A 19,939-nucleotide genomic window follows, 5' to 3' on the forward strand; every position below is an offset into this window, starting at 1 on the left:
GCGGTGTGGGCGGCGAGGGTGCCGGTGCCGCCGGTGATCAGGACGGTGCCGTTGGGGTCCCAGGGTGTGGATGTGTTTTGAGTGGGGGTGGGTTCTCTTCTGAGTCGGGGGATGTGGAGGGTGCCTTGTCGGATGGTGAGGTGGGGTTCGTTGGTGGTGAGGGTGTGGGGGAGTGTGGTGAGGGTGTCGGGGTGGGTGTCGAGGTCGATGAGGGTGATGCGGTGGGGGTGTTCTGTTTGGGCGGTGCGGATGAGGCCGGTGAGGGTGGCGTGGGTGAGGTCGGGGTTTTCGTCGGGGTGGATGGTGGTGGCGTGGTGGGTGGTGAGGATGAGGTGGGTGGTGGTGTAGCGGTCGTCGGCGAGCCAGTCCTGGAGGAAGGTCAGGGTGCGGGCGAGGGTGTCGTGGATTTCGGCGGGGGGTGCGGTGGTGGTGCTGGGGCTGGGCAGGGCGGCGATGACGGCGTCGGGCGCTGGTGTGGTGTTGTCGTCGAGGGTGTGGCTCAGTGCGGTCAGGTCGCGGTGGTGGCCCTGGGGCGGTACCAGTGCCGAGATCGACGTGTCGTTCCGGCCGAGGCCCAACGGGTCAGTGAGCAACACCGTGTTGGAAGGCAACGCGGCCGTCGTCCTCGGAGCAGGTAGAGGCTCCCAGTGCAGTGGCAGCAGCGCGGGCCCGTCCGGTTCCGTGACCCGCTCGGTCTGTGGGCGGGGGCTCAGCCAGTACGACTCGCGCTGGAAGGGGTAAGTGGGCAGGCGCAGTGGTGCGGAGGAGGAGCTGCCGTGGCTTTTCGCCGCGTTCTGGTCCTGCTCGTACCGACTGCGGGCGGCAGCGGGCCAGTCAATGGTGTGATGGTGGGTGTGCAGCTGGCCGAGCGCGGACTGGAAGGCCTGACCCGCGGGGCGGTTCCGGTGCAGGGTGCCCGTGACCAGCGGCGGCGTGGCCGTGTCGTCCTCGGCGCCGGGGTGGGTGTCCACCGTGGCCTGAAGCGCGGGCGTGAGGACCGGGTGCGGACTCACCTCGACGAACGTGCTGCACCCCGCGTCCAGGAGGCCCCGAACGGTGGCTTCGAGTTGGACGGTGTGGCGAAGATTGCGGCACCAGTACGACGCGGTCAGCTCCCGGGTGTCCAGGAGGGCCCCCGTGACAGTGGAGTGGAAGGGAATGGAGGCGGGGCGAGGAGTGAGGGGAGCGAGGGCGTCGAGCAACTCGTCCGTCAGGGCGTCGATGTGATGCGAGTGGGAGGCGTAACTCACCGCGATCTTGCGTGCGTCGACCCCGTCCGCCGCGCACCGGGCAAGGAGCTCGTCCAACGCTGATGTGTCCCCGGCGACCACCGTGGCTCCGGGCCCGTTGACCGCGGAAATGGTCAGCCGCCCCTGCCAGGCCGCGAGCAGCTCCGCGGCGGCTTCGGATCCGAGCGGCAGCGATGCCATGCCCCCGCTGCCCTCCAGGGAGGTCAGCGCCCGGCTGCGTAGTGCGACGACGCGCGCGGCGTCCTGCAGAGAGAGCGCACCGGCTATGTGCGCTGCGGCGATCTCCCCCTGGGAGTGGCCGAGCACCGCATCGGGTTCGATGCCGGCGTCCTGCCAGTGGCGGGCCAGTGCCACCAGGACGGCGAACAGGACGGGCTGCACCACGTCCACCCGGTCGAGGCCCGGCGCGCCCGCACGCTCCTCGAGTACGTCGGTCAGTGACCAGTCCACGTACGGTGACAACGCCTCTTCGCAGGCGAGGACAGATTTCCTGAACGCCGGTGAGGAGACCAGCAGTTCACGCGCCATGCCGGGATACTGGGAACCCTGGCCGGGGAAGACGAACGCGGTCCCGCCGCTCTCCGGGCCTGAATCGGCCGCCACCCCTTGGACCAGCGCGGGATGCGGCCGCTGCGCCTCCAATGCGTCCAGAGCCAGAAGGGCTTCCTCGCGGGAATCCGTGGTGAGCACCGCGCGGTGGGTGAACACGCTGCGGGTGGTTGCCAGCGCGTATGCCACATCCGGCAGCGGAAGGTCCGCCTGCTCCTTCAGGTGGCTGCGCAGCCGGGTCGCCTGAGCGCGGAGAGCGGCCGCTGACTTCGCCGAGAGCGTCAACGGCAGACCGGCCTGCCCGAACCGCCGGGCCTCCGCGGAAGGCCCGGCCTCACAAGCCTCCCCCGCGGCCACCTCCCCCGCGGCAGCCTCCTCCCCAGCGACCTTCTCCCCAGCAGCCTCCTCCCCAGCAATCTCCCCGCCCGGCGCCTCCCGGAGAATCACATGGGCGTTGGTTCCGCTCACCCCGAACGACGACACCGCGGCGTTGCGTGGCCTCTCCCTGGTGGGCCAGGGCACTGTCTCGGTGAGCAGGCTGATGTGGCCCGAAGCCCAGTCGATGCGAGGGGAGGGCTGGTCGGCGTGCAGGGTGGGGGGCAGTTCGCCGTGGTTGAGGGCCTGGACCATCTTGATGATGCCGCCGATGCCTGCGGCGGCTTGCGCGTGCCCGATATTGGACTTCAACGACCCCAGGTGCAGGGGCTGTTCGGCAGAGTGGTGCTGCCCGTACGTGTTGAGGAGAGCGTGAGCCTCGATGGGATCACCCAGCGTCGTACCCGTACCGTGTGCCTCGACGACATCCACCTGATCAGGCGTCAGGCGGGCGTTGGCCAAAGCCTGTTGGACCACCCGCTCCTGAGCCGGACCGTTCGGCGCCGTGAGGCCGTTGCTGGCACCGTCCTGGTTGACGGCCGAACCAGGGATGACGGCGAGGACGCGGCGGCCCTGTGCCTGGGCGTCGCTGAGGCGCTGCAGGACGATGACCCCCGCGCCCTCCGCCCAGCCGGTCCCGTCCGCCCCGGCGCCGAAAGCCCTGCATCGGCCGTCCGGCGAGAGGCCGCGCTGGCGGCTGAACTCGATGAAGATCTCCGGAGTCGCCATGACGGAGGCCCCGCCGGCCAGCGCCATGTCGCACTCGCCGTTCCGCAGGGCCTGGCAGGCCAGGTGCACCGCCACAAGCGACGACGAACAGGCGGTGTCCACGCTCAGCGCAGGACCGTGCAGGCCCAGCGTGAAGGCGATACGGCCCGACGCGACCGCCGGAGTCGTGCCGGTCAGCAGATAGCCTTCCAGCTCCGGTGTGTACGCCGCTCCGTAGTGGTTGGGGGACAGGCCGGTGAAGACGCCGGTCTGTGAACCGGCGAGGGTGGTGGGGTCGATGCCCGCGTCTTCCAGGGATTCCCAGGCCGTCTCCAGGAGCAGGCGTTGCTGGGGGTCGATGGCCTTGGCCTCGCGCGGCGAGATGTTGAAGAAACCGGCGTCGAACTGATCCGCGTCGTAGAGGAAACCTCCCCGGCGCACCGTGGAGGTTCCCGGCCGGTCGGTATCGGCGTCCGTGTCGAAGAGGCGTGCCAGGTCCCAGCCGCGGTCGGTGGGGAAAGGACCGATGGCGTCCCCGCCCTGGGACACCAGCGCCCAGAGTTCGGCGGGCGAGCTGACATCGCCGGGGAAACGGCAGCCCATACCGACGATGGCGACCGGCTCATGCGTCCGCTCCACCAATTCCCGCAGCTGCCCGCGGGTTTGGTGGAGCTCACCGCTGACACGCTTGAGGAAGTAGCGCAGCTTCTCCGGGTCTTCTCCCACGTTCGCCTCCTCGAAATGCCGGGTCGATCACGCTTCACGGCAGGCGGAGGCAGGAATGTGGAGTCTGCTGGCCACTACCCCCGTCGGCACCGTCAGATTGCTTGGGGCTCTGATGGATTGTCACCGCCGAGATTGCTCACTGGACGCGGTCCGTGAGCCGTCGCCGGAGCCCTATGCGGCCTGCTCAGGCGAGAGGTCGAGGGGGTCCATGTCCATCAGGGCCGACAGGATGGGGGGCATGCTCCAGTCGGAGGGGCGGAGCGCCACGTTGATGTGGATGTCCATGTTCTGGGTGACATGGATGGGGCCCACCATGCCGACAAGCCGCGTCGTCGCGTCGTACGGCGGGACAGCCGCGAGACCGGGGGCGGACGTCACGCCCTGGTCGAGCCCACGCGCGGGGGACAGCGCGTGCAGGTACCACTCGCCGTCCGGGACGCCTGAGAGATGGAACCGGCCGGGGGCGCGGACCGAGGTCGCGGTGACCGGACGGCCTTGCAGTATCGGGCTGTTGAAGAGGCCGACGAACGCGGCGGGCAGCGGGGCCCCTTCGACGGTGATCAGTCCGTGGATGGTGCTGGACTGCCGGGGCCGCGACGGCGCATGATCTTCCGCGGCTGCCCGCTCCCGCGGGGTCCGCCGGACCGGAAGGAGCGCCGTGGGGGTGCTGGTGGATCCCGAAGTCCCGGGGAGGCCGAAGGCCTTGGGGGTGCCAGCCGTGTCCGGCTGGCCGGTACACCGCTCGTACGCCAGGTGTCGGTACCTGGTCGGGGAGACCCCCACGGATTCGCTGAAGCGGCGCGAGAAGGTCCCCGTGCTGCTGTAGCCGACCTGCGCGGATATGTCCGCGACGTTGAGCGATGTGGTGCGCAGCAGCCGCTTGGCCTCGTGCAGGCGGACGGCGCTGAGGAAACGTCCGGGGGTGACGCCCGTCACGCGAGTGAACACGCGGAGGAAGTGGAACTTGCTGACCATGGCTGAGCGGGCGATGTCGTCGAGTGTCAGCGGCTCGTGGTAGCTGCGGTACATGGTGGTGATCGATCGGCGTACCAGGTGTTCCATCAAAGCCTCCGGGGTGGCGTGGCGAACCAGGGGCGGGGCGAGTCTGTGCCGCATGAGGGCGCGCAGACGTGAGGGAGCTGTACTGATGGCATGCGGGCATGGGCGCCGGGCGGGCGGCGCCGGAGTGCGGAGGATGGCGGCGGGTGGGAGCGAAGTCTCCCGTTCAGGTCACCGGGACGGCGCTCGGTGCGTCATTCGTCGTGACGGCGGGGGTCGCAACGCACCGGACGCGCCACGGGCGTTCGCGATGGGCCGAGTCCTGATTCCGTTCCCGGGCAAGCTCGCCCCTTCTGCTTCGGTACGCGGTCAAAGAGCGGGGTGCGGCCGCGAAACCCCATGCCCAACTGAGGAAAACACGTACGAAGGCATGGCGCGGCGCGCTGGCGCAGCGTCTTCGAGCGGCCGAGGTTCTGCCGTCGAGACGCTTGTCTGCTGGCTGATAATCGATCATGCAGGGCGAACGGGCCGCTGTCTTCTTCATGCTTGCTGAATCAACGAGCCGAACGAGGTGAGCAACCTCGGCGATGACGGAAGGCCACGTCCGGGGCAACGCTCGATACCGGTACGGCCTTGGGGTATGGAGGTGGACGGTGGCGAACGGGGGGCCAATGCGGCTGGAACTGCTGGGTAACGTCGGGGCGTGGCGGCACGGGCAGAAGGTGGCGGTCGGGCCGCCGAAGCAACGGGCGGTTCTCGGGTTCCTCGCGGGGCACCTCAACCGGGCCGTCAGCGTCGAGGAGACACTGGAGGCCGTCTGGGGCAGTGAGCCGCCGCGGACCGCGGACAGCGCGCTGCACACCTATGTCGCCGGGCTGCGCCGCGCCCTCGACCTTCCGCGTGAGGACCTCGGTGACGGCTGTGCGCTGATGTCGACGGGAGGCGGCTATACGCTGCGGATGAACCCCGACGATGTTGACGCGCGTAGCTTTGAGCACCGTCACGCCGAGGCGCGCAGGCTGCACGCCGACGGTGAGCGCAAGGCCGCCCTCGACCTGCTGGAGTCGGCCCTGGGCCTGTGGCACGGTTCGGCGTACACCGCCGTGCCCGGCCCCTTCGCGGGTGTGGAGCGGACCCGGCTGCAGGAGTTGCGCTTCACGGCGGTCGAGGAGTGGGCCTGCGAAATGCTGACGACGGACCGGCACGCGGAGACGGTCGCGCCGTTGCGCGACCTGGCCGCCCGGGAACCGCTGCGTGAGCGGCTGAGGGGGCTGCTCATGATGTCGCTGGAGTCCTGCGGCCGGCGCGCTGAGGCGCTCGCCGTGTACCGCGAGAGCCGCGAAACGCTCCGCCGGGAACTCGGCGTCGAGCCCGGACCCGAGCTGCGGCTCCTGCACGACCGCATCCGCGACGACCGGCCCGCGCCGAACGGTCCGAAGGCCTGCCGCATCCCGGGTCAGCGCACCCCGCGCCCCGCCCAACTGCCGCCCACCGCTCGCGGATTCATCGGTCGCTCGCCCCAACTGCGGGACCTCGCGGACTTCCTGGCCGAGGAACCGGCCGGGCCGGCCGCGGCCCCGCGGATCGCCGTGATCGACGGTGCGCCCGGGGTCGGCAAGAGCGCGCTCGCTCTCCATCTGGCCCATGAGACGGTGCACTGCTTTCCGGATGGCCAGCTCTTCGTGGACCTGTGCGGAAGCAGCCTGCGACGCGGCCCCCTGCGTGCCTTCGAGGCGCTCGGCCTCGTGCTGCGCAGCCTGGGTGTCCGGGAACCGGACCTTCCCGTCGGACTGCCCGACCGTACCCGGCTCTTCCGTGAACTGCTGTCCGGCAAACGCACCTTGCTGTTCCTGGACGACGCCCGTGACCTGTCGGAACTGGCCCCGCTGCTGGCCGCCGGGCCGTCTGCCGTCCTGGTCACCAGCCGATGGCGACAGGCCGGCCGACTGCCGCGGGGCCGAGTGCACCGGATCGAGCTGCCCGCCCTCACATCGGAAGAGGCGGCGGAACTGCTGTCCTACCTGGCGGGCGCCCAGCGCATCGCGGGGGCAGGCCACGAGGCCGCCCGGCTCGCCCGGCTGTGCGGACGCCTGCCCCTGGCGTTGCGGATCACCGCGGAGGTGCTTGCCGAGAACCCCGGCCTCACGGTCACGGAACTGGCGGACGTCGTGGAGAACGGCCGGCTCGACGAGCTCACCGTCCTCGGGGTGGCCCTGGCGAGCCTGCAGATGTTCAAGACGCCCCCTCGCGGGCTGCCCCGCCGGTCCGCGCGGCTGCATGTACGCAGCGAGCAATCAGGCAACGAGAGAGATGCGCGCCCCGCCCGGCTCGGGCAAGAGTTGGCGAGAGTACGGACGGCCCGTGCCCCCTCGGCACAGTGAAGCGGACGAACGGGGAAAGCCCATGGTGGAGTTGACCACGACGGCGAACGCGTGGGTGCGGCGGTTCCATCCGTCCCCTGCCGCCAGCCGGCGCCTCGCGTGCTTCGCGCACGCCGGGGGCGCCGCGAGCACCTTCCATCAGCTGTCGGCGCGCCTCGCCCCGGTTGTCGAAGGACTCTCCATGCAGTATCCGGGCCGTCACGACCGGCGCGCCGAGCCGTTCCTCACGGACGTCGCGTCCATGGCCGACATGGCCTACCAGGCGTTGCGGCCCTGGGCGCGGCCGGGAGGCGCGCCCGCTCCGGCCCTGTTCGGACACAGCATGGGCGCGATCGTCGCCTTCGAGGTGGCGCTGCGGATGGAGGCCGCGGGCACGGCCCCCGCGCACCTCTTCGTCTCCGGACGCAGAGCGCCTTCCACGTACCGCGACGAGCGCGTTCATCTACGGGACGACGCGGGCCTGGTGGAGGAGATCCTGGCGCTGGGAGGCACAGAGCCAGAGGCGCTCGCCGACGCGTCCTTGCTCCAGCTGATCCTGCCGCCCGTCCGCAACGACTACACGGCCATCGAGACGTACCGCTGCCCGCCCGGCGTTGCCCTGACGCGCACGCCGATCACCGCGCTGGTGGGGGACACCGATCCCAAGGTCACGCCGGAAGAGGCGCGGGCCTGGGCCGGTCACACCTCCGCCGGGTTCGAGCTCCACGTCCTCGAGGGCGCCGGGCACTTCTATCTCGCCGAGCGTCAGGACGAGGTGGTGTCCACGGTGACACGGTCCCTTGGCGTGTCGTCGGTGTTCGCCGCGGGCTGAGCGCCGGCGCGGATGACCTCGGAGCGGCGCACCCCATCCGACTTGTGCAGTTCGTCCCCTGGAGGCTTCGGTGAGTGTAGTACCCCCGATCATGGCCGGCGCACCGCGAAGAGCCGGCCCTTTGGGCCGCCGCACCCCGGAGGACAGGCCGGGGGCCGCCGTCACACTCGACGGCTTGTTCAGCAGGGCCGCCGCCCGCAGACCGGACGCCACAGCAGTGGAGGACGGCTGGTGCAGCGTCACCTATGACGGGGCGGAGAAGCGCTCGGACCAGCTCGCGTCCGCGTTGCTGCGCTACGGCGTTCAGCTCGGCGACCCCGTCATCGTGCACACATCGGATCATGTGCAGGCGCTGGTGGCCCAGTTGGCGGTCCTGAAGGCGGGCGGGGTGTGCACGCCGGTGTCCAGTGACGCCGACCCCCGCTTGATCGCACGGACCGCCGGGGTGAGCGGCGCGCAGCTGGTGCTGTGCAGCGCCGCGAACCGGGCGAGCTGGCGGCTCCCCGCACTCGTACTGGACGACAGCGGGACGATGGCGCGCCTCTCCGCACTGCGCGTCGACCGCTCGTTGCCCCGTTCGGGGCCGACCGACGCGGCGTACCTGCTCGTCGAACAGGATCAGGCCGGTCGCGTGGCCGGCCACCTCATCGACCACAAGGCTTGGCTCCTGGCGCTGGCGGACCGCACCCGCAGGGCAGGACGCGCGGAGCGGGGCGTGCTCTGTTGTCAGGGGCCGGGCGGATCTTCGACGCTCACCGCGCTGTGGTGGGCGGTATCGGGCGGCGGCACGCTCTACCGCAGGCAGCCGATCGGCGGTGGAGGTGACCCCGCCGCTCTCGCTCTGCCGCGGGACGGCGCACGGTTCGACGCCGCGGTGTTCGGCCCCACGGCGTACGCGCAGGCGCTGGCCGGGATCGAGCGGAGGCCGTCGCCGCGCCTGAGGAAGGTGGTCCTCATCGGGGAACCGTGTTCGCGTGAACTCGTCGAGCGACACTTCCGGCTGCTGCCGCACACACCGCTGCTCGCGGAGTTCTCCCCCTTGGGCAGTGCTCTTCCCTGGGCGGTGGCCGAGCACTTGGCCGACTCCGGCCTTGCGTCGCAGGAGGGCCTGGTCGTGGGTAAGGCCTCGCCGCACGTACGGATCACCATTCGTGACGCCGACGGCCAACCGGTGCCCGCGGGGGGCACCGGTGAGATCTGGGCGGCGGGCGCGGCGCTGCCGTTCGACCACGTCGGCGTGTCCGGCGCGTTCGGCGCCCCGGTCCGTCGTGCTTCGTTCGCGGTCTCCGGCCACCTGGGCCGCTGGAACGAGGACGGACTCCTGGAGGTCACGGGACGTCACGCCGCCGTGCCGTCGGAGCCCGTCGTCGCGGGAGACCTCCGTACATGACCTGCCGCGCCCCTCACATCAGGGCTGCCTCAGCCCCTCGACGGGCTGCGGACGGGTCAGGCGACCCGTCCGGTGCAGACCGTGCAGGGCCGCCGCGCTGCCGAGGCCGAGGCCGAGCAGCGCGAGCCAGGGCAGGGCGGACATCCCGGCCGCGCGAGCCGCGTCCAGACTGACGCCGGTGAGCAGGTTGCCGATGGTGATGCCGATGCCGCAGACCGTGTTGTAGAGGCCGTAGTGGGTGGCGACGAGGCGGTCGTCCGCGAGCCGGACGACGGTGTCCATCTCGAAGGGGTACGCGATCATCGTGCCCACTGCCAGCAACAGCGCGGCCAGGAGCGGCGGCAGCGCGGCGAGCGACCAGCGCCCGACGCCGCCCGCGGCGGGCACGGGCAGGGCGCTCGCCACGACGAGCGGCACGAACGCGCCGCCCATGAAGAGCAGGCCGCGCACCAACGCCTGGCCGGGTGTGAGGTGCTGCTTGCACCAGGTGGTGATCCGGGTCTGCCCGAGGATCGTGGCGAGGCCGGACGCGGCGAAGAGCAGGGCCACGGCGACGGTCCCGGCCTCTCCCGCGCCGCCGATCCGTCGCACCTCCAGGGGAAGGGCCAGATAGACCTGGAAGGACAGCACGTACGCGCCGGTCATCGCGGCGGCGAAGAGCAGGAAAGCCCGATTGGCGAGGACCGTGCGCCACTGGCCGATGACGCCCGCGGAAGAGGCCGGCTGTCCACGGCGGGTGGGCAGCGCACGGATCTGCACGATGCTCAGCAGCCCGAAGACGGCCGCTGACACCAGGCAGGTGAGCCGGAAGTCGATGCCGGTCAGGAGCATGCCGACGAGCGGGCCGAGCAGGATGCCCGCCTGGTAGAAGATGTTGAACAGGGCGAAGGCCTCCACGCGGCGTTCCCCCGCGTCGGCCGCCAGATAGGCGCGCACCGCCGGATTGAAGAGGGCGCCGGCGAAACCGGTGGCCGCCGATGCCGCGAGCAGCGCCGCCACGGAGTCCACGAGGCCGAGCGTGGCGAAGCCCGCTGTGCGCAGCAGGCACCCGGCGACGATCAGGGGCTTGTACCCGAAGCGGTCGGCGAGGGTGCCGCCGATGAGGAACATGCCCTGCTGGCTGAAGTTCCTGACGCCGAGGACCAGGCCCACGGCCCAGCCCGCGAGGCCGAGCGTCCCGGACAGGTGCTGGGCCAGGTACGGCATCAGCATGTAGAAGCCGAGGTTGATCGTGAACTGGTTGGCGAGCAGGAGTTGCACGCTGCGGTCGTAGCCGCGCACCTGCTCGAGGGTCTTCCTCATCGGGCCGCTCCTCCCTCGCGGACGTCGACCGCGGCGGACAGCGGATCGGTGATGGTCGTGCAGCGAGTCCAGCGGGTGATCTCCCTCTCGTCGGACCTGGCGACGACGTGGGGATCGGGTGCGGGCGTCACGTCCAGGAGACCGTGCGCGGCGCAGTACGCGTCGTCGTAGACCGTGTCCAGATAGCGTTGCGGTCCGTCCGGGAAGACGGCCGCCACCTTGGCCGTGGCGGGCAGAGTACGGGCCAGCCAGCCGGCAACGAGAGCGACCGCGCCGACGCTCCAGCCCCCGGTCGCGTAGTGCAGGGCGGCCAGCTGCCGGCAGGCCCAGACCGCTTCCCCGGGTGCCACCCAGTGGACCTCGGAGAACTCCTCGTACGCGACATTGCGCGGATGGATGCTGGAGCCGAGGCCGCGCATCAGACGAGGACGGGCGGGCTGGCCGAAGATGGTCGAGCCGATGGTGTCCACGCCGACCAGGCGCAGCTGCGGCCGCAGCCGGCGCAGTACGCGGGAGATGCCGGCGGAGTGGCCGCCGGTGCCGACGCTGCACACGAGCACATCGATCTGCTCCAGGCCGTCGGCGAGTTCCAGGGCGAGCGGGGCGTAGGCGGCGACGTTGTCGGGGTTGTTGTACTGGTCGGGGCACCAGGCGCCGGGGATCTCCCGCAGGAGTTCGGCGACGCGTATACGGCGTGCCTGCTGCCAGCCGCCGACGGGATGCGGCTCGGTGACGATGTCGACGCGCGCGCCGTACGCCACGAGCAGCCGGGTCATCGACGGTTCGAGTCCTGGGTCGGTGACGAGCGTGACGGGGTGGCCGTACACGGTGCCCGCCAGGGCGAGGCCGAGGCCCAGGGTGCCGCTCGTGGACTCGACGATCGGCCGGCCGGGCAGCAACTCGCCGCGGGCGCGCGCCCGGTCGACCATGTACAGGGCGGCGCGGTCCTTGATGCCGCCGGGATTGAAGCCTTCGAGTTTGGCCCAGAATCCACGGTCGGGCGGGGTGAACGGCTCGGAAACCCGCAGGACGGGGGTGTTGCCGACGAGCGCGGACAGGGCGGAGCCGCGAGCGGTGGCAGAGGACATGAGTGGCGTTCCCAATCGCTGGTGGAGCCTACGGCTGCTTCCTGGAGCCTGGCCGGAGTGCTGGCGAACGGCGGGCGGCGAGGAGGGAACGTACGACGGTCGCGGGCTTCATCACCGAAGTCGGCGAGGCGAGGAGGTGCTGCACGTCGAGCATGACGCGATGGGCGTACGTGGACACATGGCTGGCCAGCATCACGCGCCGGATGTAGGCGTTGAGCAGGTCGATGCCGGGCGGGCGCCGTCCCTGCGTCTCCGGATAGACGAAGTCGCTGCTGGTCGCCATCTGCCACGGAGTATCGATGATCTTTCCCGCGGCCCGGTAGAAGGAGCGCGCCATCCGCGCGGAGGGACTGCCGAACTGATCGAGGCGGCGCCCCAGTTCGAGCGCCTCCAGGGCGGCGACGGTCATGCCCTGGCCGTAGAGCGGATTGAAGCTGCACACCGCGTCACCCAGTGCCACATAGCCGCCGGGCAGGTGGCGCAGCCGTTCGTAGTAGCACCGCCGCGCTTCCGGGTAGGTGAACTTGCGGGCGTCCTTGTCGTCCAACGGTTCGGCGCGCGAAAGGAGTTCAGCCATCTCCGGTGCCTCCAGGGCGGCCGCGAACTCCTTGAAACCCTCCCGGTCCACCGGAGCGTGGGCGCGGTGCCAGCCGCCCAGCGTCACCATCCAGCGGTCTCCCTCCACCGCGAACGCGGCAGCGGCCCGCTTGTCGTGCGGCGGCACGGCGCTCATCAGATAGAGCAGGCCGTCGCCGTGCAGATCGCCGGGTCTGCGTTTCAGGAGCAGCGTCGTATAGCCGACGTCGATCTTCACGGTGTCGACCTCCGGCGCCGGATAGCCGTACCGCTGGAGCGACCGCGCGGCGCCACCGCCTCCGCGCCCCGTGGCATCGACGACCAGGTCTGCCCAGATCCGCTCGCCGTCCGCCAGTTCGACGCCGGTGATCCGGCCGCCGCCCGCCACGAAGGACCGCACCAGCGTCCGGTCGCGGACGGCCACATTCTTCAGGTCCCGCACTCGGTCCCGCACGTGGTACTCCAAAAAAGCACGGCTGAGGCTGACGCCGAGGCGTCCGCTGGCAAAGCGGGTCCGCAGGGCGCCCATTTGATAGAAGAGGAGATCGTGCCCTGGGTCGAAGAGAATCGCACCACCGCGCACGAGTTCATCGGTAAGCCCCGGAAATAGTTCCTCCAGTGCCAGGCGGCCACTGATGAGCAGCGCGTGAGCGTGACTGCCGTGCGGTACCGCACGGCGATTCTCGGGCCGCTCCGGAAGGGTGTCGCGGTCGATTACCGTGACCTGGCGAAATCGCGGCGCCAGAGTCTTAGCGGCGACGAGCCCTCCCATGGAGCCGCCCACCACCACCGCGTGCTCACCGATCACGCCCATGCGTCCTCCACGGATAAGTCGACAGGAAATTCCAGGGTGAAGTCGCCGACAGCGTGCAGGTCCGGCGGCCACAAGTATCTTGTGCCGCCCTCATCGGTGTCTTCTTCCTGATTGCTCAGCTGACTGTCTTCCATGGCTCTTTGAAGAAGCGCGGCGATACAGTCCCGATGGCCGAATCCCTATCTCGCGACAAGGGAGGAATTCCTCATGTCCAAGAAGCCGAGTACGTCGAAGACACTGAACTCCCGCACCACCGCGGCGACCGCCGTGAAATGGACGGAGGAGCTGATGCCGGACCAGTCGGGCCGCCTGGTCGTGGTGACGGGAGGCAACAGCGGCATCGGCTATGTCACCGCCCGTGAACTCGCCCGGCGCGGCGCCCACACGGTACTGGCCTGCCGGGACCGCACGCGCGCGGAGGCCGCGGTACTGCGCATGCGGACCGAAGTGCCGGGCGTACGGGTGGAGTCGCGGCCGCTCGATCTGGCCGACCTCAAATCGGTGCGGCGTTTCGCGGAGAACTGGGATCACGAGCGGCTCGATCTGCTCATCAACAACGCGGCGATGGTGATGCCTCCCCTCACCCGCACCGTCGACGGCTTCGAGTCGCAGTTCGGCGTCAACCACCTGGGCGCGTACGCGCTCACGGGCCGGCTCCTGCCGTATCTGCTGCGAGCGCCGGAGCCACGCGTGGTCACGGTGAGCAGCGAGGGGCAGCTCACCGCCCGCTTCAGCCTGGACAACCTCAACGGCGAACGGCGCTACAACCCCAGCCTCGCCTACGCGCAGTCGAAGCGGGCCAACGTCTACTTCTCGGCGCAGCTGCACCGTTGGGCCACCGCCGAGAGGCTGCCCCTGCGCAGCATGATCGCGATCCCCGGCCTGAGCGACACCGGCGTCATCACCAAGAACTCCGTGCACGGCCCCCTGTGGAGAGCCGTGGCGCCCCGCTTCATCCGGCTGCTCGCCAAGCCGGTCATCCAGGGCGCCAGGCCATCGCTGTACGCGGCCACCGTCCCCGGCCTGCCGGGAGGCTCGTACATCGCGCCGAAGGGGAAGCTGCAGATGCGGGGCGCGCCCACGCCGCGCCACGGCCGCCGTACCTCCTACGACGAGGAGACGGCGGTGGCCCTGTGGGAGCTGTCGGAGCGCCTGACCGGGGTGCGCTACGGACGCTGAGCACGCCCGGCGCCGCCCCCGTCCGTTCGGCGGGGGCGGCGCCGGTGAGCCGGGCGGCGGGCGCTAGCGGTGCCTCACCATCCGCTCTTGCGGCGGCGTCGCGCCCCTGCCAGGCCACGCAGTCTGCGCACCTGGGTGTCGGCGATGTCGACCAGCGTGGCGACCGAGGCGAGCGTGAGCAGCGCGGTACCGGAAACGGCCATATGCACGGGCCGGTGCTCGTCGCCCCTGACCTGGAGGAACTCCGGCTCGCTCGTGGGCGCGGGCAGGGTGATGTCGACGTGCTCGGCGCGTTGCTTCAGCGGCAGCTTCCAGATGCCCGGCACCGCCCCGTGGGCGCGCAGCCCGGCCTTGACGGCGGGCAGTTCGACCTTGTTCTCAAGGCGCCAGATGGCGCGCCGCTCCAGGCTGCGGTGCCAGCGCTCGACGGCACCCGCGACCACGTGCGGGTCGAGCCGGTGCCAGGGTGCGGACTGCGAGAGGAACAGCCGGCGGCTCAGCCCCTCGCGCAACTCGGCGTGCTCGGTCGTCTCCGCCGATGTGCGGCCACCGGTCTCGATCAGCCAGCGCGCGGAACGGAATCGGCCCAGCATGGCCGCCCCGAAGATCGTCAGGTCGAGCAGGTGGTCAAGGATGAAGAAGCGGCTGTCGGCGATGGCCGGGCTGTACTTGGAGCGGACCATCGAGCGCATGATGCGCCAGTCAGCGGTGGCCGCCCGGTTGACATGGTTGACGTAGTCCAGATCGAGCGTGTCCAGTTGGACGTCCCGCTGCGCGATGTTCGCTATGTGCCAGGAAACAGTCATGGACAGCGAGATGCCCTGGCTGTAGTACGCGTCGATGATCGACGAGGCGTCGCCCACCATGGCGTACCGGCTGGGTGAGACGAAAGTGTCGGTGCAGTGCTGCACGTCGCGGTACGCGCTGAACTCAAGGACGTTCTCCTCCTTGAGCCAGTCCAGCATCGGATAGCGGCGCAGCACCTTCCAGAACACCTCGCGCGCGTTTCCGTCCTCCGGCGGCCGTCCCCGGTCGTACGACACACCGATGCTGACCCGGTCGCCGGCCAGCCGGATCACCCAGATCCAGTAACCCTGCCCCCACAAGTGCAAGGTGTTGCGGTCGCGGTGCGCCACGTCGCCGTCGGGGAACTTGTACGCCCAGCGCTCGTCGAAGAGGTCATCGGTGCAGTGCGAGAACTGCGCCCACGCCGCGGTGGTCCTGAACTCCTCGTCCAGGGGAAGGTCGTGGTCGTACTTGCGGGCGAGCAGCCGTGCGCGGCCGGAGCAGTCGACCATCCAGCGCGCCGATATCTCACCGGTCTGCTTCTTGTTGCGCGAGACCCAGGTGATCACGTGGTCGGTGTCGTCGTCGCCCAGCTCTATGTCACGGACCAGACCGGTGTCGTCCAGGAGCGTGACGTTCTCCATCTTCCGTGCGCGCTCGCGTAGTTCGGCCTCGATCTCGGGCCGCACGATCTGTGAGTCCTGGAACATCACACGCGGGAAGAGCGCGTTGTTGAACTTGTCGTACCAGCGCTCGGGCAGTTTGCTCTGGAAGCCCCACTCGGAGACCGAGCCGTCGAACTCCTTGCGTCCCTCCAAGCCGTGAGCCATCCAGAAGCCGGCCTTCTGGAACGACTGGTTGAGCGAGTCGTCCAGTTCACCGAGTGTGCGCAGGAAAGAGTTGGAGAAGATCAGCAGTGATTCCCCGACCTTGTAGCTCTGCTGCTGCTTGTCGGTGGGCTGGTCGATGCAGACGACGGTCAGGCCCCTCTTGGCGAGCGCCATGGTGTTGATGAGTCCGACGATTCCGGACCCGATGACACACACGTCGGCGCGGACGTTTCCCGGGGCATCGGCCGCGGCTGCGTCCCGGCTGCTTGCGGGCACAACATCTCCTCTGCTGGGCAGGGCACGCCGAGGCGTGCGGCGAATGGGGCGAATCTGGTGACCCTCGTCCTGCTAGGAAGCGTAGGAACCGGTCCGCGGCATCGCGACTTCCAGGTTGCTCAACTCGCCCGCGGGCTTCAGTTGATGAAGTCGAGGCAGGGGTCGGTGTCGGCCACGGCCTGCGGCCAGGTCGCGTACCGGCGCAATCCGTACAACAACGGGAGTTCCGCCTGGAGTTGGCTGATCCGCTGCACCCGGCCCATGATCACGACATGGTCGCCGACCTCGCTCGTCTCGCTGACGCGGCAGTCGGCGATGGTGTGTGCCGAGTGCACGAGATGGGGGCCGCACGCACCCGCGCCCGCCTGCCAGCCGACCCGGTCGAAACGGTCCGCCGTCCCGGAGGCGAACAGCTCCGCCGAAGACTGGGCTTCGTCGTGCAGCAGGTTGATGGCGAAGCCGCGGCTGGCCAGGACGGCGGCGAGGGTCGGACTGCCGCGGCGCAGGCAGACGAGGAGCGTGGGCGGATCCAGGGCGACGCTGCACAGGGAGGTGCAGGTCATGCCCCAGGGGACGCCGTCGTGCAGGGAGGTCACGATGCACACGCCGGTGGGGAATCCGGACATGAGCCTGCGCATGTCCACCTGCTGGTCGGTGTCGGTGGCTTTCGGGATCATGCCGGGCGCCTCCTGTGGCTGTCGGCGGTCATGGGGTCGGACAGAGACAGGCCGGAAAGGGACAGAGCAGTGTGGGCCTCACGCACCAGGGCCCGTCCGAGCCGGCTGAAGCCGTCGTCCAGGAAGTGGAAGTGGCCGCCCTCGAAGGTGTGCTGACGGAACACTCCGGTGGTCTCGGCCGCCCATTCGTGCAGCATGGCCACGGGCGCCAGATCGTCACCCGTGGCGCCGAACGCGGTGAGCGGAGCGTCGAGCCTGCGGCGTTCCGGGGCCGGCCGGAAGGCGCCGAGCGCGTGCAGATCGCCACGGACGAGGCGCAGGAACCGCTGCCGGAACTCGGGTACTTCGTCGAACCGCCGGGGGATTCCGCCCATGTCGCTCAGCGCGGCAAGCAGCGCATCGTCCGACAGTCTCGGATCGAGCGGGTCGGCGCGCTCGGCGGACTCCGGTGCGATCCGCCCGGAGACGCCAACCCAGGCGGGCCGCACCCCCCGGTCCGTGAGCCGGCGCGCGCTCTCCAGGGCGACGACGGCCCCCATGCTGTGCCCGAACAGGGCCAGGGGCGGTCCTGCCCACGGCAGCACCGCCGCCGTCACATGGGCGGCCATCTCCTCCACGTCCCGCAGCGGCGTGGCCCGGTGCAGCGTGCCACGCCCCGGCAGATCGACCAGCAGTACGTCCCAGTCGCTCGGCAGCTGACGGCTCAAGGGAAAGTAGACGCTGCCGGAACCCCCCGCGTGGTGACAGACCACGAGCCGCACGGCCGGGTCGTTGTGGCGCAGTGGCCGGATGATCGCACTCACGCACAACGCTCCTGTACATCGGCTCCGCGCGTGTCCGCGGAGGGGGTGGCGCGACCGGCGATGTCCGCCGTGAGCCGGCCGAGCAGGGTCTCCAACGGCAGGTCGAGCGGCAGGTCTTCGGGGGTGAGCCCGACCTCGAACCGTTCCTCGATCTTGGTGATGAACAGCGTGGAGATGAAGGAGTCCCCGCCCGCGTCGAGGAACGAGCGCTCCATGTCGAGCTCGCCGGGTGCGTCGAGCGCGTCCTTGAGTACCGCGTCCAGGAACGCCCGGACGCCGTCCGGGCCCAGAGCCGCGGACCCCGTGTCGGTGCCGTAGCCGCCCACCCCGGCGGAGTCGCCTTCCTTGCCGACGTGTGGTTCGGCCACCCAGTAGCGGTTACGCCGGAAGGGGTAGGTCGGCAGGTCTCCGAGCCGCCGGGTGCCCGGCGGGCACAGGGCGTCCAGGCGCAGTTCTGCCCCGGCCTCGAAGAGCCGGCCGAGCAGGCCGAGAAGCGCGTCGACGGGCGCCGCCCCGGCCTCCTCGCCGTCCAGGGAGTGGACCGGCTCGTCGCCGGTCACGTCGTGGCGCACGCGCACCTGGATCCCGAATGCCCCGACAAGGGCCGCCAACCGGCCCGGGGCGTCGAGCTGGGCGGAGCCACCGGGTGCCGGGGCGGCCAGCCATGGATAGGCGTCGGCGAGCGCGTCGGCCAGCGCTGCCAGGTCCTTCGCGTCGGCGGGCGGACGCACGGTGACGCGGCGCAGCGGAGCCAGGGGCCGGGCCGCGCCGCCGTGGGCCGCCCGCGTCAGCGCGTCGGCGAGTTCGGCCGCCGACGTCCCGGTGACCGCGATGCGGTAGGGCATCGGAGCCCGGCCGCTGCGCAGGGTGTGGCACAGCGCGGGCACCAGGCCCGCATCGGTCTTGCGCAGCCGGTCGGCGACCGCCGCCGCGAGGTCGGCGAGCGCGGCCGGGTCCTTGGCGGAGAGGGTGAGCAGTTCCGGGCGCGGTACGCGGGGCGAGGGCGCGGGCGAGTCGTCCGGCGTCGCGTACGCCTCAAGCACGACGTGTACGTTCGTGCCGCTCATGCCGAAGGAGTTGACGCCGGCGACCCGGCGTCGCAGCGCCTTGGGCCAGGGCTGGTTCTCGCGCGGCACCGTGAAGGCGATGCGGTCCCACGGGATGTGCGGGTTGAGCTCCCCGTCGTCGGGGGCGGCCGCCGCGGGGATCTCACCGTGCTGAAGCATGAGGACCGTCTTGATGAGCGCGGCCATGCCGGAGGCGGCCTCCAGGTGGCCGAGCCGGGACTTGACGCTTCCGATGGCCAGCGGAACGCCGCGTTCGCGTACCGCCTCGCCGACCACCCCGTCCAGGGCGCCCACCTCGATGGGGTCGCCGAGGACGGTTCCTGTGCCGTGCGCCTCGATCCAGCCCAGGTCGCCCGCCGCCACCCGCGCGTCGGCCAGCGCGGCGCGGATGACCTCCTCCTGCGCGGGCCCGCTCGGCGCGGTCAGTCCTGAGGCGGCGCCGTCGTGGTTGACGGCGGAGCCACGGATCACGGCGAGGATCGGGTGGCCCTCGCGTTCGGCGTCGGCCAGGCGCATCAAGGCGATCGCCCCGACGCCTTCGCCGCGTCCGTATCCGTCAGCGGAGGCCAGGAAGGACTTGGAGCGGCCATCGGGCGAGAGCGCCCTGGTCTGGCAGAGCGAGACCATGAGGTTCGCGGAGAGCAGCAGGTTGGAGCCGCAGGCGAGGGCGTACCGGCACTCTCCGCCACGCAGTGCCCTGAGCGCGAGATGGAGCGCCGTCAGGGAGGACGAGCACGCCGTGTCCACGCTCGCCACGGGCCCGCAGAAGCCCATCGCGTAGCTGATCCGTCCGGCCCCGAAGCAGAGACCGCCCCCGGTGGTGTAGTAGGGGTCGATGCGCGTCATGTCGGCACGGTCCTCGAGCCGTTCGCTGTACTCGGAGGCCATCATCCCGAGGTAGACGCCGACAGGGAGCCGGTCCGCGCGGCGCACGGCGATGCCACCGCGCTCCAGGGCCTCCCACGCCGTCTCCAGAAGCATCCGCTGCTGCGGGTCGAGGAGTTTCGCCTCGCGCTGCGATATGCCGAAGAAGTCGGCGTCGAAGTGCGCGATGTCGCTGAGGAACCCGGCCCGTCCGACGTAGGACCGCCCTGGCTTCGGCGGTCCCGGCTCGTGCACCGCGCGCAAACCGGGCCGGTCCTCGGGGATGGGGGAGCAGGCCGTCGTGTCGCCGCGCAGAAAGTCCCAGTACGCCTCCGGTGAGGTGAGCCCGCCGGGCAGTCTGAGGCCCATGCCGATGACGGCGACCGGGCCGTGCCGCTCGTCCTCCAGCTGCCGGATCCGTTCCTGCTGGCGGCGGGAGAGCCGCAGCTGATCCTCCATCAACTTCCGTACGTCCGCGGGCTCCATGG

Annotated in this window: 13 protein-coding genes; 4 read left to right on the forward strand and 9 right to left on the reverse strand. The window is 70.6% G+C overall.

Annotation, left to right across the window (positions count from 1 at the left end; genetic code table 11):
• A partial coding sequence (locus ACGFX9_RS11095; protein ID WP_393468393.1) for a type I polyketide synthase occupies window positions 1–3,608 on the reverse strand: 3,608 nt, incomplete at its 3' end.
• A 171-nt stretch (window positions 3,609–3,779) separates the two neighbouring features.
• Window positions 3,780–4,670 (reverse strand): helix-turn-helix transcriptional regulator, encoded by an 891-nt coding sequence (locus tag ACGFX9_RS11100; protein ID WP_393468396.1) that lies wholly within the window; start codon window positions 4,668–4,670, stop codon window positions 3,780–3,782.
• 608 nt (window positions 4,671–5,278) lie between these two features.
• On the opposite strand from ACGFX9_RS11100, the gene ACGFX9_RS11105 reads away from it, so the two are divergent.
• From ACGFX9_RS11105 to ACGFX9_RS11115, 3 genes are all read left to right on the forward strand, one after another.
• Window positions 5,279–6,988: a BTAD domain-containing putative transcriptional regulator gene (locus ACGFX9_RS11105; RefSeq protein WP_393468399.1), complete on the forward strand. Its 1,710-nt coding sequence runs from the start codon at window positions 5,279–5,281 to the stop codon at window positions 6,986–6,988.
• Between the two features lie 22 nt (window positions 6,989–7,010).
• Entirely contained in the window at window positions 7,011–7,799 is a 789-nt protein-coding gene (locus tag ACGFX9_RS11110) for a thioesterase II family protein (RefSeq protein ID WP_393468402.1), read from the forward strand.
• Between the two features lie 175 nt (window positions 7,800–7,974).
• Window positions 7,975–9,189, forward strand: coding sequence for an AMP-binding protein (locus tag ACGFX9_RS11115; protein ID WP_393468404.1), 1,215 nt, complete (start codon window positions 7,975–7,977; stop codon window positions 9,187–9,189).
• Between the two features lie 18 nt (window positions 9,190–9,207).
• On the opposite strand, the gene ACGFX9_RS11120 is transcribed toward ACGFX9_RS11115, so the two are convergent.
• The 3 genes from ACGFX9_RS11120 to ACGFX9_RS11130 are packed head-to-tail and all read right to left on the reverse strand — an operon-like array spanning window position 9,208 to window position 12,969.
• Window positions 9,208–10,491 (reverse strand): MDR family MFS transporter, encoded by a 1,284-nt coding sequence (locus ACGFX9_RS11120; protein WP_393468407.1) that lies wholly within the window; start codon window positions 10,489–10,491, stop codon window positions 9,208–9,210.
• Window positions 10,488–11,579, reverse strand: coding sequence for a PLP-dependent cysteine synthase family protein (locus ACGFX9_RS11125; protein WP_393468411.1), 1,092 nt, complete (start codon window positions 11,577–11,579; stop codon window positions 10,488–10,490). Before ACGFX9_RS11125 ends, ACGFX9_RS11120 begins: the two co-directional genes overlap by 4 nt.
• Before the next feature lie 28 nt (window positions 11,580–11,607).
• Window positions 11,608–12,969: an FAD-dependent oxidoreductase gene (locus ACGFX9_RS11130; protein ID WP_393468414.1), complete on the reverse strand. Its 1,362-nt coding sequence runs from the start codon at window positions 12,967–12,969 to the stop codon at window positions 11,608–11,610.
• Window positions 12,970–13,176: 207 nt separating this feature from the next.
• Between ACGFX9_RS11130 and ACGFX9_RS11135 the strand changes: the two genes are divergently transcribed.
• A complete protein-coding gene (locus ACGFX9_RS11135) occupies window positions 13,177–14,148 on the forward strand; it encodes an oxidoreductase (RefSeq protein ID WP_393468417.1) in 972 nt (323 codons plus the stop codon).
• A 74-nt stretch (window positions 14,149–14,222) separates the two neighbouring features.
• Here the strand turns inward: ACGFX9_RS11135 and ACGFX9_RS11140 are convergent, their stop codons facing one another.
• The 4 genes from ACGFX9_RS11140 to ACGFX9_RS11155 all read right to left on the reverse strand — a co-directional run bounded on the left by ACGFX9_RS11140 (window position 14,223) and on the right by ACGFX9_RS11155 (window position 19,937).
• Window positions 14,223–16,040: an FAD-dependent monooxygenase gene (locus ACGFX9_RS11140; RefSeq protein ID WP_393468420.1), complete on the reverse strand. Its 1,818-nt coding sequence runs from the start codon at window positions 16,038–16,040 to the stop codon at window positions 14,223–14,225.
• 137 nt (window positions 16,041–16,177) lie between these two features.
• On the reverse strand, window positions 16,178–16,717 hold the full coding sequence (locus ACGFX9_RS11145) for a flavin reductase family protein (protein WP_393468423.1): 540 nt from the start codon (window positions 16,715–16,717) through the stop codon (window positions 16,178–16,180).
• A complete protein-coding gene (locus ACGFX9_RS11150) occupies window positions 16,714–17,520 on the reverse strand; it encodes a thioesterase II family protein (protein WP_393468425.1) in 807 nt (268 codons plus the stop codon). Before ACGFX9_RS11150 ends, ACGFX9_RS11145 begins: the two co-directional genes overlap by 4 nt.
• On the reverse strand, window positions 17,517–19,937 hold the full coding sequence (locus ACGFX9_RS11155) for a beta-ketoacyl synthase N-terminal-like domain-containing protein (protein WP_393468428.1): 2,421 nt from the start codon (window positions 19,935–19,937) through the stop codon (window positions 17,517–17,519). Before ACGFX9_RS11155 ends, ACGFX9_RS11150 begins: the two co-directional genes overlap by 4 nt.
• Window positions 19,938–19,939: the final 2 nt, after the last annotated feature.

The sequence above is a fragment of the Streptomyces sp. NPDC048436 genome (assembly GCF_043200355.1).
GTDB lineage: Bacteria > Actinomycetota > Actinomycetes > Streptomycetales > Streptomycetaceae > Streptomyces.

Bases quoted from the DNA above. Each gene is read 5' to 3' on its own strand.
- ACGFX9_RS11135 (WP_393468417.1), top strand. From the start codon at position 13,177: ATGTCCAAGAAGCCGAGTACGTCGAAGACACTGAACTCCCGCACCACC.
- ACGFX9_RS11100 (WP_393468396.1), bottom strand. From the start codon at position 4,670: ATGGAACACCTGGTACGCCGATCGATCACCACCATGTACCGCAGCTAC.
- ACGFX9_RS11125 (WP_393468411.1), bottom strand. From the start codon at position 11,579: ATGTCCTCTGCCACCGCTCGCGGCTCCGCCCTGTCCGCGCTCGTCGGC.
- ACGFX9_RS11120 (WP_393468407.1), bottom strand. From the start codon at position 10,491: ATGAGGAAGACCCTCGAGCAGGTGCGCGGCTACGACCGCAGCGTGCAA.
- ACGFX9_RS11105 (WP_393468399.1), top strand. From the start codon at position 5,279: ATGCGGCTGGAACTGCTGGGTAACGTCGGGGCGTGGCGGCACGGGCAG.
- ACGFX9_RS11145 (WP_393468423.1), bottom strand. From the start codon at position 16,717: ATGATCCCGAAAGCCACCGACACCGACCAGCAGGTGGACATGCGCAGG.
- ACGFX9_RS11110 (WP_393468402.1), top strand. From the start codon at position 7,011: ATGGTGGAGTTGACCACGACGGCGAACGCGTGGGTGCGGCGGTTCCAT.
- ACGFX9_RS11155 (WP_393468428.1), bottom strand. From the start codon at position 19,937: ATGGAGCCCGCGGACGTACGGAAGTTGATGGAGGATCAGCTGCGGCTC.
- ACGFX9_RS11130 (WP_393468414.1), bottom strand. From the start codon at position 12,969: ATGGGCGTGATCGGTGAGCACGCGGTGGTGGTGGGCGGCTCCATGGGA.